Annotated in this window: 9 protein-coding genes, 2 tRNA genes and 2 rRNA genes (1 of these 13 only partly in view); 6 read left to right on the forward strand and 7 right to left on the reverse strand. The window is 64.7% G+C overall.

All coding sequences use genetic code 11. The features are described from left to right. The coding region (locus YU1_RS31020; RefSeq protein ID WP_035716483.1) for a transposase at window positions 1–208 on the reverse strand (208 nt) is incomplete at its 3' end. 244 nt (window positions 209–452) lie between these two features. Between YU1_RS31020 and YU1_RS0124125 the strand changes: the two genes are divergently transcribed. Next, complete coding sequence (locus YU1_RS0124125; RefSeq protein ID WP_029006260.1) at window positions 453–1334, forward strand: TorF family putative porin; 882 nt, start codon at window positions 453–455, stop codon at window positions 1332–1334. Between the two features lie 240 nt (window positions 1335–1574). Here the strand turns inward: YU1_RS0124125 and radC are convergent, their stop codons facing one another. From radC to YU1_RS0124145, 4 genes are all read right to left on the reverse strand, one after another. Then, window positions 1575–2276 carry a RadC family protein gene (gene radC / locus YU1_RS0124130; RefSeq protein ID WP_029006261.1) on the reverse strand — a complete coding sequence of 234 codons (702 nt, stop codon included), beginning with the start codon at window positions 2274–2276 and terminating at the stop codon, window positions 1575–1577. 4 nt (window positions 2277–2280) lie between these two features. Continuing rightward, window positions 2281–3108, reverse strand: coding sequence for a type I methionyl aminopeptidase (gene map / locus YU1_RS0124135; protein ID WP_029006262.1), 828 nt, complete (start codon window positions 3106–3108; stop codon window positions 2281–2283). 120 nt (window positions 3109–3228) lie between these two features. Next, the gene (locus tag YU1_RS0124140; RefSeq protein ID WP_029006263.1) at window positions 3229–3792 is read right to left on the reverse strand and encodes a TetR/AcrR family transcriptional regulator; all 564 of its coding nucleotides are present in this window, start codon (window positions 3790–3792) and stop codon (window positions 3229–3231) included. 88 nt (window positions 3793–3880) lie between these two features. Next, a complete protein-coding gene (locus YU1_RS0124145) occupies window positions 3881–4345 on the reverse strand; it encodes a nuclear transport factor 2 family protein (RefSeq protein ID WP_029006264.1) in 465 nt (154 codons plus the stop codon). Window positions 4346–4670: 325 nt separating this feature from the next. On the opposite strand from YU1_RS0124145, the gene clpB reads away from it, so the two are divergent. Next, window positions 4671–7307 carry an ATP-dependent chaperone ClpB gene (gene clpB / locus YU1_RS0124150; protein ID WP_029006265.1) on the forward strand — a complete coding sequence of 879 codons (2637 nt, stop codon included), beginning with the start codon at window positions 4671–4673 and terminating at the stop codon, window positions 7305–7307. A 117-nt stretch (window positions 7308–7424) separates the two neighbouring features. Here the strand turns inward: clpB and YU1_RS0124155 are convergent, their stop codons facing one another. Both YU1_RS0124155 and YU1_RS0124160 read right to left on the reverse strand, forming a co-directional pair. Then, window positions 7425–8339, reverse strand: a complete 915-nt coding sequence (locus tag YU1_RS0124155) for a hypothetical protein (protein ID WP_029006266.1) — start codon at window positions 8337–8339, stop codon at window positions 7425–7427. Window positions 8340–8474: 135 nt separating this feature from the next. Then, window positions 8475–10514: a M23 family metallopeptidase gene (locus YU1_RS0124160; RefSeq protein WP_029006267.1), complete on the reverse strand. Its 2040-nt coding sequence runs from the start codon at window positions 10512–10514 to the stop codon at window positions 8475–8477. Window positions 10515–11613: 1099 nt separating this feature from the next. Here YU1_RS0124160 and YU1_RS0124165 point away from each other — a divergent pair. From YU1_RS0124165 to YU1_RS0124180, 4 genes are all read left to right on the forward strand, one after another. Further along, window positions 11614–13100, forward strand: a 16S ribosomal RNA gene (locus YU1_RS0124165). A gap of 226 nt (window positions 13101–13326) precedes the next feature. Next, window positions 13327–13403, forward strand: a tRNA-Ile gene (locus YU1_RS0124170). Window positions 13404–13442: 39 nt separating this feature from the next. After that, window positions 13443–13518, forward strand: a tRNA-Ala gene (locus tag YU1_RS0124175). A 397-nt stretch (window positions 13519–13915) separates the two neighbouring features. Further along, a 23S ribosomal RNA gene (locus YU1_RS0124180) occupies window positions 13916–15000 on the forward strand (it continues 1746 nt past the right edge of the window). The 16S and 23S rRNA genes sit together here with 2 tRNA genes alongside, the layout of an rRNA operon.

Below are 15000 nucleotides of genomic sequence, written 5' to 3' on the forward strand. Positions count from 1 at the left end.
TGAAGCGACGGAAGACGGTGTTCCATTCTCCAAACAGCTCCGGCAGATCGCGCCAAGGCGAGCCGGTGCGCACGATCCACAGCACCGCCTCGATGAACATACGATTGTCCCGGCCCGAAGAGCCGCGCGTCCGCTCGTCGCCGATGATGTGCGGCGCTATCCGCGCCCACTGCTCATCCCCAAGCACCAGTCGATCAAGAACACCCATCGCTGCCTCATCAAAGGCAGCTTTGAATCACAGATCATTCAGCCCGGGAACCCCAAGAGTCCACACTACCTAGGGCGTGGCGAAATTGGAATCCATCCGGAATGTGGCGAAAATGCAACGCCAGAATCCAGCATCCATGCGGGGTTGCCTAATGTGTGTGCAACTCTTGCCTCATTTTTTGCATTGGACAGGATCGGGAAAGCTGATTTCCTCAAATACAGAATTTCTATTGGGGGGTCAGCGTATGAAGACGTGGGCGAATATTGCCGCTGGTGTTGTTCTTGCGAGTGTTGCGTCCGTTGGGACGGCCTCGGCGGCGGATTTGGCCGCCATGCCCGTGAAGGCGGTTGCAGTCGCTCCCGAGCCCCCGCCGTTCGACGTGGCCTTCGGCGTGAAGCTCGGCAGCGACTATATCTTCCGCGGCATCACCCAGACCGACGGCAACCCGACCGTCCAGGGCTACGCCGAAGTGCGCGCCTGGGATTGGCTGTATGCCGGCCTGTTCATGTCCAACGTGGACTTCCCGGCGTCCGCCGGCCTGACCGATCCGGCGGCCGAGATGGACTTCTACGCCGGCATCCGCCACACCTGGGGCGCCTTCACCGGCGACGTCGGCTTCGTCTATTACTACTATCCCGGCCAGGCCAACGTTTACACCTACGGCGCGGGCCTCCCGGCGAACGACATCAATTACTGGGAAGTCTATTTCAAGCCCACCTACGCCATCAACGACATCGTGACGGTCGGCGGCAACCTGTACTACGGCAACAGCTATGCCGGCACGGGCGCCAGCGAGGTCTACCTGTCGGGTACCCTGAAGATCAACCTGCCCAACTACACGTCCTACAAGGACTGGGGCTGGTACATCTCCGGCGAGGTCGGCTATCAGTGGCTCGGCACCACCGACCTGAACAACATCTTCCTCTCCAACTACACGCTGCCGGACTACGCGACCTGGAACGTGGGCCTCGCCTTCACCTACAAGGCCATGACCATCGACCTGCGCTACTACGACAGCGACCTGAGCAGCTCGCAGTGCTTCACCATCGCCGGCCTGTCCAATGCCTGCGGCGACCGCTACGTGGCGAGCCTCTCCTTCGACACCAGCCTGCTCGCTCTGAAGTGAGCGTGGCAGGAACGGCCTGATCGCGGCGAAGGACCAGAATCCAAGCCCGCGTCCAGGACAGAAAAGGCGCCGTACCCCACCGGGTGCGGCGCTTTTCTTTTGCGTGGGCGATGCCGGGTGTTGGTGTCTCGGCGGCCGGGGGAGGGGCCGGGCCCTTGGGGCTGTGGGCGCCACGACCGGATGCCGGCGGCGGCTTCCTCCGCGTCCATCCAGGCCCCGAGGTCCGAAGCCCGGGGCACATCACATCAGGCGCAGGCCCTTCAGGCTGGCGTGGCCGTCCTTGCCGACGATGATGTGGTCGTGCACCTCGATGCCGAGCGGCTTGGCCACATCGATGATCTTGCGGGTCATGTCGATGTCGGCGCGCGAGGGCGTCGGGTCGCCGGAGGGGTGGTTGTGGCACAGGATGAGGGCGCTGGCGGAGACCTCCAGCGCCCGCTTCACCACCTCGCGCGGATAGACCGGGGCATGGTCGACGGTGCCGGTGTGCAGCACCTCGTCGGCGATGAGCTGGTTGCGCTTGTCGAGGAACAGCACCCGCACCTGCTCGCGGTCGGCGAAGGCCATGGCGGTGCGGCAATAGTCCAGCACCGCGCTCCATGAGGACAGCACGGTGCGCCCGCGCATCTGCCCCTTGGCGACGCGCTGGGCGGCGGCCTCCACCAGCTTCAGCTCGGTGATGATGGCGTCCTTCACGCCCGGCATCTCCGCCAGCAGCGGCACCGGCGCCGCCACCACCTCGGCGAACGAGCCGAAGCGGTCCACCAGCGCCTTGGCCAGCGGCTTCACGTCGCGGCGCGGCACAGCGCGGAACAGCACCAGCTCCAGCAGCTCGTAATCCGCCAGCGCCTGGGCGCCGGCCTGCCGGAAGCGGGCGCGCAGCCGGTCCCGATGACCGTGGAAGTGCGGCGCTTCCTGTAGGCCATCGTCCGGCTCGTCCATGGCGTCAGCCCAAAGCGTAGGGCGGCTTGTGGTAGCCCTTCGGGCTCAGCGTGAAGATCTCGCAGCCGGTCTCGGTCACGCCCACGGCGTGCTCGAACTGGGCCGAGAGGGAGCGGTCGCGGGTCACCGCGGTCCAGCCGTCGGACAGCACCTTCACGTGCGGACGGCCGAGGTTGATCATCGGCTCCACGGTGAAGATCATCCCGGGCTTCAGCTCCGGCCCCTCGCCCCTGCGGCCCACATGCACGATGTTGGGCTCGTCGTGGAACACCTGGCCGACGCCGTGGCCGCAGAAGTCGCGCACCACGCTCATGTGCTGGGGCTCGACGAAGCTCTGGATGGCGGCGCCGATGTCGCCCACATGGGCGCCGGGCTTGATGGCGGCGATGCCGAGCATCATGGATTCATAGGTCACGTCCAGCAGGCGCTCGGCCCGCCGGGGGATCTCGCCGATGGCGTACATGCGGCTGCTGTCGCCATACCAGCCGTCCACCACCAGCGTCACGTCCACATTGACGATGTCGCCCTCGCGCAGCGGGCGCGGGCTCGGCATGCCGTGGCAGACCACATGGTTGATGGAGGTGCAGACCGAATAGCGGTAGCCGCGATAGTTCAGCGTGGCGGGATAGGCGCCATGGGCGACGGCGAAGTCGAACACCAGCTTGTCCACCGCCTCGGTGGAGACACCGGGGCCGATCATCTCGGAAATCTCGTCCAGCGCCTGGGCGGCGAGCTGCCCCGCCTTGCGCATGCCGGCAAAGCCCTCGGGGCCGTGCAGCTTGATGTGTCCGGTCTTCCGCAGCGGCGCGCTTGCCGCCTCCACATAGGTCATCACACGTCTCCGGCGCGCTTGGCCGCGCCATGCAAGGATTTGCCTCCAGATTTAGGCCAAGCGGCGGGCAAAGCAAGCGAGCAGCGTGCCGCAGCGCGGGAAGGCGGGCGGTGGGCGCCGTCACGCGACGACCGAGAGCCGCACCTTCAGCCGCTCCAGCGTGCGGCCGAAGGCTGAGGGGTCGTCGAGTGCGCGGGCGATGACGAGGCCGCCCTGGATGGCGACCACCGCCTCCTCGGCCAGGGCCGCCGCCGCTGTCGGGTCGTGCCCGAGGCGGGCGAGGGCGCCGGCCAGCGCGTCGCGCCAGCGGGCGAAATAGCCGGAGAGGCGGGCGGCGAAGCGGTCGCGCGTCACGTTCAGCGCCAGCGCGCCCACGAGGCACACCCGGTTGCCAGAGCGGAAATAGGTGTCCACCGCCGCCAGCATGTGGGAGACGGCGGCGCCGGCGTCGGGCGCCTCGCGCAGCGGGCGGAACACTTCGGCCTCGAACCAGCGGTCGATATGCTCCAGCACCGCCTCCGCCATCTCCACCTTTCCGCCGGGAAAGAAGTGGTAGAGGCTGCCCTTGCCGAGGCCGGTGCGGGCGGTGATGTCGGCAAGGCTCGCCGCCTCGAAGCCATGCTCGCGGAACACTTCGCCGAGGAGGGGCAGGACATCGTCCCGCCCCTGGATCACGCGGGCCATGGTCCAGCGCTCCCGGTGCGTGCGGCTGGCGGGCGGCGATGGCGGGACCCGCGTGGAGGCCCCGCCGACACCCGGAATGCCATGCGGATCACAGCCCGAGCTCGGTCAGGCCGGGATAGTCCAGCGGACGCGGGCCCTTGTCCCACAGGAACTTGCGGTCGGCGGCGGCGATCGCGACATCGTTGATGCTGGCCTCGCGCCGGCGCATCAGGCCGGCCGCGTCGAATTCCCAATTCTCATTGCCATAGGCGCGGATCCAGTTGCCGGCGCCGTCGTGGCATTCATATTGGAAGCGCACGGCGATGCGGTTGCCGTGGAACGCCCACACTTCCTTGATCAGCCGGTAGTCCAGTTCCTTCGCCCACTTGGCGGTGAGGAAGTCGACGATGGCCGGCCGGCCCTGGAGGAAGGTCGAGCGGTTCCGCCACACGCTGTCCGGCGTGTAGGCCAGCGACACCTTCTCCGGGTCCTGCGTGTTCCAGGCGTCCTCGGCCATGCGCGCCTTCTGCGCGGCGGTCTCGGCGGTGAAGGGCGGAAGCGGCGGGCGGGACATGGCGGTCTCCTGTGCGGTTCCTGTACTGATCAGTACAAAGTGTACCGACTGGTACAACCATGGCCGGCGCCGGTCAAGCGGCACGCGGATTTCCCGTCGTCCGGGCGCATTTCCTGATGTCGGTCAACGCACGCCGGCGCCGACCGGCAAAAATGCAAAACCGTGGGCGGGGACCTCTTCCCAGCGGCGGAGGCTGTCCCCACATGAGCCACGGCGGCACCGCTCCAGGTGCGGGGCTGCCGCGGTGGCCGGGCAGACCGGCATCGCATCCAAGCGATCCGGGCGTGCTTCGCAGAAGGCGCCCAGGACGCCGAGGAGGGAAGACATGAATTTCGAGATCTATACCGAGCGCGCGCGGGGCTTCGTCCAGTCCGCCCAGTCCTATGCGGTGCGCGAAGGCCAGCAGCAGTTCGTCCCCGAGCACCTTCTGAAGGTGCTGCTGGACGACCCCGAGGGGCTGTGCGCCGGCCTCGTCCAGCGCGCGGGGGGCAACCTCCAGCAGGTGCGCGACGAGACCGAGGCCGCCCTGCGCAAGCTGCCGAAGGTTGAAGGCGGCTCGGGTCAGGTGTTCCTGAGCGCCGGGCTGGCGCGCGTGTTCGACGCCGCCGAGCAGGCCGCCAAGAAGGCGGGCGACGGCTATGTGACCGTCGAGCGCCTGCTGCTGGCGCTGTCCATCGAGAAGGAAACCGAGGCGGGCAAGATCCTGTCGCGCGCCGGCGTCACGCCCCAGGGGCTGAACGCCGCCATCGAGGCGCTGCGCAAGGGCCGGACCGCCGACACGGCGACCGCCGAGAATGCCTATGACGCGCTGAAGAAATATGCCCGCGACCTCACCCAGGCCGCGCGGGACGGCAAGCTCGACCCGGTGATCGGCCGCGACGAGGAGATCCGCCGCACCATCCAGGTGCTGGCGCGCCGCACCAAGAACAATCCGGTGCTCATCGGCGAGCCCGGCGTCGGCAAGACCGCCATCGTGGAGGGTCTCGCCCGCCGCATCGTCGACGGCGACGTGCCCGAGAGCCTGAAGAACAAGAGCCTTCTGGCCCTCGACATGGGCTCGCTCATCGCCGGCGCGAAGTATCGCGGCGAGTTCGAGGAGCGCCTGAAGAGCATCCTGAACGAGGTCACGGCGGCCGAAGGCGGGATCATCCTGTTCATCGACGAGATGCACACGCTCGTCGGCGCCGGCAAGACCGACGGCGCCATGGACGCCTCCAACCTGCTGAAGCCCGCGCTCGCGCGCGGCGAGCTGCACTGCGTCGGCGCGACTACGCTCGACGAATATAGGAAGCATGTGGAGAAGGACGCGGCGCTGGCCCGGCGCTTCCAGCCGGTGTTCGTCAGCGAGCCCACGGTGGAGGATACCGTCTCCATCCTGCGCGGGCTGAAGGAGAAGTATGAGCTGCATCACGGCGTGCGCATCACCGACAGCGCGCTCGTGTCCGCCGCCACCTTGTCCAACCGCTACATCACCGACCGCTTCCTGCCCGACAAGGCCATCGACCTCGTGGACGAGGCCGCCTCGCGCCTGCGCATGCAGGTGGATTCGAAGCCCGAGGAGCTCGACAGCCTCGACCGCGACATCGTGCGGCTGAAGATCGAGCAGGAGGCGCTGAAGAAGGAGACCGACCAGGCCTCCAAGGACCGGCTGAAGCGGCTGGAGAAGGAACTGGCCGAGCTGGAGGAGGCGTCGGCGACGCTCACCTCCAAGTGGCGCGCGGAGAAGGACAAGCTCGGCGAGGCCACCACGCTGAAGGCCAAGCTCGACCAGGCGCGGGCGGATCTCGCCAGCGCGCAGCGGCAGGGCGAATACCAGAAGGCTGGCGAATTGACCTATGCGGTCATCCCCGAGCTGGAGAAGCAGCTCGCCGCCGTGGAGGCCGCCGGCCAGACCGGCAACATGGTGAACGAGAGCGTCACCCCGGACCATATCGCGGGCGTCGTCTCGCGCTGGACCGGCGTGCCGGTGGACAAGATGCTCCAGGGCGAGCGCGAGAAGCTGCTCAAGATGGAGCAGGAGTTGGCCAAGCGCGTCATCGGCCAGTCCGAGGCGGTGGCCGCGGTCTCGACCGCGGTGCGCCGGGCGCGCGCCGGCCTGCAGGATCCGAACCGGCCCATCGGCTCGTTCCTGTTCATCGGCCCCACCGGCGTCGGCAAGACCGAGCTGACCAAGGCTCTGGCCAGCTTCCTGTTCGACGACGAGACGGCGATGGTGCGCATCGACATGTCGGAATACATGGAGAAGCACTCCGTGAGCCGGCTGATCGGCGCCCCTCCCGGCTATGTGGGCTATGAGGAAGGTGGCGCGCTCACCGAAGCCGTGAGGCGCCGGCCCTATCAGGTGGTGCTGTTCGACGAGGTGGAGAAGGCCCATTCGGACGTCTTCAACGTCCTCCTCCAGGTGCTCGACGACGGGCGCCTGACGGACGGGCAGGGGCGCACGGTGGACTTCCGCAACACCCTCATCATCATGACCTCGAACCTCGGGGCCGAATATCTGGCGGATCCGCGCCAGCCGGTCGGCTTCGGCATTCCGGGCCACGAGGGCGAGACGGTGGTGACCGACGAGGAAGCCTATGAGCTGGTGATGAATGCGGTGCGGCGTCACTTCCGCCCCGAGTTCATCAACCGCATCGACGAGATCGTCATGTTCCACCGGCTGCGGAAGGACCAGATGGGCGGCATCGTCGAGATCCAGCTCAAGCGGCTCGCCAAGCTGCTGGAGGATCGCAAGATCACCCTGGACCTCACCCCCGCCGCGCGGACCTATCTGGCGGACAAGGGCTACGACCCGGCCTATGGCGCGCGCCCGCTGAAGCGGACGATCCAGAAGCTGGTGCAGGACCCGCTGTCGCAGATGCTGCTGGCCGGCGAGGTGCCGGACAGCTCGGTGGTCCATATCGACCTGGAGGGCGGCAAGCTGGCGTTCCGCCCCGAGCAGGCGGTCGAACAGGCCGCCTGAGGGCAGACATTCCCCATCCTGAGAGCGGGCGGCGCACATCGCGCCGCCCGTTTTCGTTGGCGGGGCCGGTAATCTTGCGTGGCCGCGCACGACCTCCAGCAGCGGGCGCGACCCCCGCTATTTGCCGCGCATGGTCGCGAGGAGGCCCTCCGCCCGCTTCATCACCCCGGGATAGAAGGACTGTTTCGGTGCCTCGTCCGCATAGCATTTGCGGTAGGCGATACCGCCGTCGGAGAGGGCCGTCTGGGCTTCGTCCCATTTCGGGTCGTCCGCGCCCCTGCCCTTGGGGATGGCGGCGAAGAGCTGATTTGCCTTGGTCTGGTAGTCGCCCCAGACCTTGGTGCACGCGGGGATTTCCTTGGCGGCACTCGGTGCCTCGATGGTCGCCACCATCACCCGGTCCTTGGCGAGGCGCGCGACGACGAGCGAGCGGGGTGGGACGTCGCTGGGGTCGTCCTGCGCAAACAGCCCTAACAGCGCCACGACGGTCTCACCCTCCTGCGCGGCAAGCTGGAGCTGCATGTAGCTGATAAAAGCCGCATCGCTGCTCACGGCATTCGTGAGGAAGCCGTCCTCGCTCAGTTGCGACACCAATGAAGGCGCTTCGCGCCCATATGACTTGGCGTCTTCACCGACCCAGTTCGTGAGGATGGGCACGGTGGAGACGAAGATGCGCGTCGTGCCCGCCTCGTCCTGAAAGAGCAGCCCGTCCGGCCGCCCGGATTCCATCTCGCCACTGTAAAGCGCGCCGGGCGAGAAGGTGGGCGTCCTGCCGACGCCCTTGAAGGACAGCGGGCCGAGCACGGATGAGAGGCGCTTCTTGAGATCGACGCGCGCCTGCTCGTCCATCTTGTAGAGTTTCTGGTCGGGGATGCCGCTCTTCATCGCGGCGGCGATGGCCGTCACGTGGCGGTTGCGGGTGGCGATATAGGCGTCCTCCGCCTCGCCCGCACCGGCGGGGGAGGGGAGGACCGCGCCGGCCGTAAGCACCACGGACAGACAGAGAGCGAAGCGGAACGTCAAACCACGCATGACAAGACTCGTCCCTACGGAAAGAGACATTGTCGCCCGTCGCCCGGAGGCCGCCAAGTCGGGATAAGCCCCGCGCGCGGCCTGAAACGGGGCGGCGGCAGTTTCTGGGGCGCTCGGCGCGGGCGGGCGCCCGTCTCAGCGCTGGCGGGTGGAGGCCGGGGCGGCGGAGGCCACCTTCGGCGGCACCGGCGCGTGGCTGAGCAGCGCCTCGATGCGCTCGCGCTCCTTGTTGAACTCGGCCAGCACCTTGCCGTCGAGCGCGCGGCCGCGCGGCAGCTTCACGCGCATGGGATCGACGAAGCTGCCGTTGATCTTCACCTCGTAATGCAGGTGCGGGCCGGTGGAGAGGCCGGACGAGCCGAGATAGCCGATGAGCTGGCCCTGGCGCACCTGCATGCCCTCCTTCAGCCCCTTGGCGAAGCCGGACTGGTGCGAATAGGTGGTGACATAGCCGTTGGCGTGCTGGATTTCCGTGTGCCGGCCGTAGCCGGACTTCCAGGTGGCGTAGATCACCGTGCCGTTGCCGGCGGCATAGATGGGCGTGCCCACCGCGTCCGACCAGTCCACGCCCGTATGCAGCTTGGAGATGCCGAGGATCGGGTGGCGGCGATAGCCGAAGGGCGAGCGCATGATGCCGGCGGCGATAGGCTTGCGCACCAGGAACTTCTTCGCGCTCTTGCCCTCGGCGTCGTAATAGTCGACCACGCTGTCGTCCGGCGTCTGGAAGCGGTAATAGCGGCGCGTCTCGCCATTGGTGGTCAGCGTCGCATAGAGCACTTCGGCGTCCGTCGGGCTGTCTTCCGAATACAGCACCTCGAAATTGTCGCCCGGTTTCACGCGGCGCTGGAAATCCACGTCGAAGGAATAGATCCGCACTAGGTCGGCGATGACGCTGCGCGGCATGTCGTTGCGCAAAGCGGTCTCGTAGAGGCTCTCGTAGAGCCGGATGCCCGGCCCGCTGTCGTCGCCGTCCTCGTCGTCCGACATGTCCTCGGAGACGCCGCCGATGTCGCTTTCCGTGGGCTCGGCCACCGGGACGAAGGCGCCGGTGTCGGAAACCGCCACCGTGCCTTCATGGCCGGCATCGCTGAACAGCGAGACCCGCAGCGGGTGCACCTTCTTGGCCGGGTCGGTCTGGAGCAGGATGCGCAGGCGCAGGCCGTCCTTCACCGTCCCGTCACGGCCGCGCTTGAACGCCCCCGCCAGCGCGCGCGCCTCGTCCTGCGAGACGCCGTTGTCGGTCAGGATGGAGACGATGGTCTCGCCCTTCTTGACCACCACCGTGCTGTCGGACCAGTCGTTGCCGCCGGAGGTCTCGGCGGAGGTCTTGTCCAGGTAGCTGACGTTCTCCATCACCTCGGGCCGCGCGGCGCCCGGCACCGGCGGCACCGCGCCGGCGATCCCGGTGCCGGTGGGCAGGCCGTACTGGCCCTCCGAGGCATAGGCGAGCGAAGGGCTGCCGGCCGGCGCCGCGGACGGGCGCCCGGTGATGGCGCTGGGCAGGCCGGCGGGCACGGGCTGGGAGCGGGCGAGCTCGGCCACCTCGCGCACCTTGCCGAGCACGTTCTCCATCGGGACGGAGGAGCCGAAGTGCAGATTGCCGGCGGTGGCGAGGTCGCGCATCACCAGGGTGATCTCGCCGGTGGGCTCGGCCTGCGGCGCGGCCTCCTGCGGGTCCACCGACTGGGCCACCAGCTGCGCGGGATTGAAGCGCGGGATGTTCACCGACACCGAGGTGGTGGACATGGCAAGGTTCGCGGCGACGCGCGTGAACGGGCGCACGCGGATGATCTCCTTGTCGCCCACCCGGGTGGTGGTGGAGACGCGGAACGTCTGCCGCGCGCTGTTGGCCTCGGCCAGCAGCGACATGCGATCACCCTTGCGGGCGGCATTGGAGGGCTTCTCGCCCACGGCGAGCGCGCCGCGCAAAGCGTTGCGCACGGTCTCGGGCATGGAGGCGAAGCGATGGTCGCCGTCGAGCGCCGCATAGACCGCGCCGCCCATGAGGAAGCTGCCGCACAGGCCGGTCAGAAGCGTCGCCGCCAGCCAGCGCACCGAGATGCGCCGCCGGTCGATCTCCTCCTCATCGCCGTCGACGCCGAGCGGTGGGTCCTCGCCGAGGCCCGCCGTGCTCGTTGCGTCGCGCCAGGCGCCCGCCGACCGTCGCTGATGCAAATCCTGTCCCTTTGCTGATGCCCGTGCCGGATGGCCCGGACACATTCCTCCCGGAAGACCGCGACACGCCGGCTTTCCGCCTCTGTCGCAGCAACGTCACCTGATCCTGCCGTCGATCTGTACCGCAAGAGAGAGCGTGCGCAAATGCGCTCCCTCAAGCCGATGCCGCGACGCAGGCCACGGCGGACGACCGCCGGACGGGATGTGACCGCCTGGACGCGGCAAAAGCATGGCGAGCCCTGCGGAAGGCTTGCCGGCTGGGCCGGGGGCTCCCGGCGCCAAGTTCGGCTTGCAATGTTCGTTTGGTGCGTCCGCTTGGTACGTTCGTTTGCCAAACCCGCTTATCAGGCCCGCTCATCCGGTCCCGCAGCCGGTACACAGTACGCACGCGAGCGCGCGCGAACGACCGGGAGCCGGGTGATGGGGGCGGGGTGCCGAGGGACGCCAAACATTTTTCGTGCGGAGCAGCATGAAACTCGCCGGCTCGGGTGCGGCGCAGCTTTCGCGATGCACCCTGGGCGGGGCGGCGAAAAGCGTTGCCGCCTCACGATTTTCCCCAGGTACGCGGAGGGGGTTGTCCACAGTGTCATCAGCGTTTCACGGAGTGTGGGAGAGCGGTGTTGACAGGGAAAACGTGTGGTCCTATAACCCCGTTCATCGACGACGGGTTGCCGCTGACGCGGCGCCAACGTCTCCGACGCTTCTCACGACATTCGATGTTGTGACCGCCGGTTTAGGAACCGGAGGACGAGCTGTCGGCTCCGCCCTTCCAAGGGTGTGAGGTTGAAAGATTATAGAGAGGCTTCGGCCTTTCGGGAACAGCCCTTCGGGGTGTGTTCGTCGGATTGGGCCGGATGGCCGCAATCTGGAGCTTCGGCTCCGTGCTGTTTGACAGGTTGAAGAGAAGAAAGAGAAACGTGGACGGCGGAGTCCTTGCGGGTCTCGGAAGTAGGGAGCGATCCTTGCGGAAGAGACCGAGTATGACTTCGGCGGTCAACGTAACTCCGGACTAAACGAAATCATGCGAATGATGTCGTTTAGTCCGACCTCGTCATAGATGAGAGTTTTACGTTTTGACTTAGCCAAATCAAACTCAATACAACTTGAGAGTTTGATCCTGGCTCAGAGCGAACGCTGGCGGCAGGCCTAACACATGCAAGTCGAGCGCCCAGCAATGGGAGCGGCAGACGGGTGAGTAACGCGTGGGGATCTGCCCAATGGTACGGAATAACCCAGGGAAACTTGGATTAATACCGTATGTGCCCTTCGGGGGAAAGATTTATCGCCATTGGATGAACCCGCGTCGGATTAGCTAGTTGGTGTGGTAAAGGCGCACCAAGGCGACGATCCGTAGCTGGTCTGAGAGGATGATCAGCCACACTGGGACTGAGACACGGCCCAGACTCCTACGGGAGGCAGCAGTGGGGAATATTGGACAATGGGCGCAAGCCTGATCCAGCCATGCCGCGTGTGTGATGAAGGCCTTAGGGTTGTAAAGCACTTTCGCCGGTGAAGATAATGACGGTAACCGGAGAAGAAGCCCCGGCTAACTTCGTGCCAGCAGCCGCGGTAATACGAAGGGGGCAAGCGTTGCTCGGAATCACTGGGCGTAAAGCGTACGTAGGCGGGTCGTTAAGTCAGGGGTGAAATCCTGGAGCTCAACTCCAGAACTGCCCTTGATACTGGCGATCTTGAGTTCGAGAGAGGTTGGTGGAACTGCGAGTGTAGAGGTGAAATTCGTAGATATTCGCAAGAACACCAGTGGCGAAGGCGGCCAACTGGCTCGATACTGACGCTGAGGTACGAAAGCGTGGGGAGCAAACAGGATTAGATACCCTGGTAGTCCACGCCGTAAACGATGGATGCTAGCCGTTAGGCAGCTTGCTGCTTAGTGGCGCAGCTAACGCATTAAGCATCCCGCCTGGGGAGTACGGTCGCAAGATTAAAACTCAAAGGAATTGACGGGGGCCCGCACAAGCGGTGGAGCATGTGGTTTAATTCGAAGCAACGCGCAGAACCTTACCAGCCTTTGACATGGCAGGACGACTTCCGGAGACGGATTTCTTCCAGCAATGGACCTGCACACAGGTGCTGCATGGCTGTCGTCAGCTCGTGTCGTGAGATGTTGGGTTAAGTCCCGCAACGAGCGCAACCCTCGCCTTTAGTTGCCATCATTCAGTTGGGCACTCTAAAGGGACTGCCGGTGATAAGCCGCGAGGAAGGTGGGGATGACGTCAAGTCCTCATGGCCCTTACGGGCTGGGCTACACACGTGCTACAATGGCGGTGACAGTGGGATGCGAGCCTGCGAGGGTGAGCAAATCTCCAAAAGCCGTCTCAGTTCGGATTGCACTCTGCAACTCGAGTGCATGAAGTTGGAATCGCTAGTAATCGTGGATCAGCATGCCACGGTGAATACGTTCCCGGGCCTTGTACACACCGCCCGTCACACCATGGGAGTTGGTTTTACCCGAAGGCGTTGCGCTAACCTAGCAATAGGAGGCAGGCGACCACGGTAGGGTCAGCGACTGGGGTGAAGTCGTAACAAGGTAGCCGTAGGGGAACCTGCGGCTGGATCACCTCCTTTCTAAGGATGGTCCTTCAGCATCACGAAGACTTTCGGGTCTTCACGATCTATCGGACTTCTTAGGATATCAGCCGGCCATCGATGTTGCCTCACGCGGCGTTCTGGACTGGCATTGGCGGGACACCGCCGTCTTCGTTTCTCTTTCTTCGCGGACACGCTTGACGCTGCTTGAGCGCAGACTGTCTTCGTCCGGTAACGGACGGGGTCCAGGCTGCGGCGCGGTTTCGGGCCTGTAGCTCAGGTGGTTAGAGCGCACCCCTGATAAGGGTGAGGTCGGACGTTCGAGTCGTCCCAGGCCCACCACTGATCCAGACGATTGAGTGTCGACCTATTGATTTCCCTGGGGCCATAGCTCAGTTGGGAGAGCGCGTGCTTTGCAAGCATGAGGTCGTCGGTTCGATCCCGTCTGGCTCCACCATTTCCCTTTTTTGTTGATCGCAAGATGAACAAGGCCGGTCGAGATGGTTTGTGGTGACGAGCGCTTGAGCGTGATCCGAAGAACATGTGGTTCTTCGCGATCTTCTGTCCGCGGCAATCTGTTTTGCCGATCCTGGTAAGACCCGATCTTCGGGTAGGGGTCTGGCACGGCTGTCTGACATTGTGAATCTGGGCGTTTTCGATAGGCGGGGGAGAGATCCCTTGCGGATCGCGACGATCGAACCTTCGGGTTTGAGAGGACGCGATCACCGGGTGCTGACCGCACCGGGGTCGAAAATGTCGAAGCTGGTCTTTAGAATAGCGTCCTGCCGTTTGGCATTTGAGCTTCGGCTTGAATGACAAAACCCTGCCGAGGGGTGGGCATGGACGATGAGAACGATCAAGTGTCTTAAGGGCATTCGGTGGATGCCTTGGCGCTAAGAGGCGAAGAAGGACGTGGTACGCTGCGATAAGCTTCGGGGAGCTGCGAACAAGCTTTGATCCGGAGATTTCCGAATGGGGAAACCCACCTTCGATAATTGGAACTCCGAGGGCTTAGGCCTTCGGTGGGGTCGCAAGATCAAACCGAGGCTGTGAGGCTTCGGATTTCCAATTATCATATGAAGGTATCTGATCCTGAATACATAGGGGTTAGAGGCGAACCTGGGGAACTGAAACATCTAAGTACCCAGAGGAAAGGACATCAACAGAGACTCCGTTAGTAGTGGCGAGCGAACGCGGACCAGGCCAGTGGCTTTGGAGATTAAATCGGAAACCGATGGAAAGCGGTGCCTTAGCGGGTGATAGCCCCGTACGAGTAAATATCTTCAAAGTCCTCGAGTAAGGCGGGACACGTGAAATCCTGTCTGAACATGGGGGGACCACCCTCCAAGCCTAAGTACTCCTTAGCGACCGATAGCGAACCAGTACCGTGAGGGAAAGGTGAAAAGCACCCCGACAAGGGGAGTGAAACAGTTCCTGAAACCGGATGCCTACAAACAGTGGGAGCTCAAGGTTCGTCCTGGGTGACCGCGTACCTTTTGTATAATGGGTCAGCGACTTAGTCTGGCGAGCGAGCTTAAGCCGATAGGTGTAGGCGCAGCGAAAGCGAGTCTGAACAGGGCGTTCAGTTCGTCGGATTAGACCCGAAGCCGGGTGATCTAGCCATGAGCAGGTTGAAGGTGCGGTAACACGCACTGGAGGACCGAACCGGTGCCTGTTGAAAAAGTCTCGGATGACTTGTGGCTAGGGGTGAAAGGCCAACCAAACCCGGAAATAGCTGGTTCTCCGCGAAAGCTATTTAGGTAGCGCCTCGTGCGAATACTCCTGGGGGTAGAGCACTGGATGGGCTAGGGGGTCTTACCGATCTACCAAACCTAACCAAACTCCGAATACCAGGAAGTACTACACGGGAGACACACGGCGGGTGCTAACGTCCGTCGTGAAGAGGGAAACAACCCTGACCTACAGCTAAGGCCCCCAA

It is taken from the genome of Azorhizobium doebereinerae UFLA1-100, assembly GCF_000473085.1.
Classification (GTDB): domain Bacteria; phylum Pseudomonadota; class Alphaproteobacteria; order Rhizobiales; family Xanthobacteraceae; genus Azorhizobium; species Azorhizobium doebereinerae.

What these genes read in the sequence shown, in the direction of transcription:
- YU1_RS0124125 (WP_029006260.1), top strand. Translation starts at nt 453, where the DNA reads ATGAAGACGTGGGCGAATATTGCCGCTGGTGTTGTTCTTGCGAGTGTT.
- radC (WP_029006261.1), bottom strand. Translation starts at nt 2,276, where the DNA reads ATGGACGAGCCGGACGATGGCCTACAGGAAGCGCCGCACTTCCACGGT.
- map (WP_029006262.1), bottom strand. Translation starts at nt 3,108, where the DNA reads ATGACCTATGTGGAGGCGGCAAGCGCGCCGCTGCGGAAGACCGGACAC.
- YU1_RS0124140 (WP_029006263.1), bottom strand. Translation starts at nt 3,792, where the DNA reads ATGGCCCGCGTGATCCAGGGGCGGGACGATGTCCTGCCCCTCCTCGGC.
- YU1_RS0124145 (WP_029006264.1), bottom strand. Translation starts at nt 4,345, where the DNA reads ATGTCCCGCCCGCCGCTTCCGCCCTTCACCGCCGAGACCGCCGCGCAG.
- clpB (WP_029006265.1), top strand. Translation starts at nt 4,671, where the DNA reads ATGAATTTCGAGATCTATACCGAGCGCGCGCGGGGCTTCGTCCAGTCC.
- YU1_RS0124155 (WP_029006266.1), bottom strand. Translation starts at nt 8,339, where the DNA reads ATGCGTGGTTTGACGTTCCGCTTCGCTCTCTGTCTGTCCGTGGTGCTT.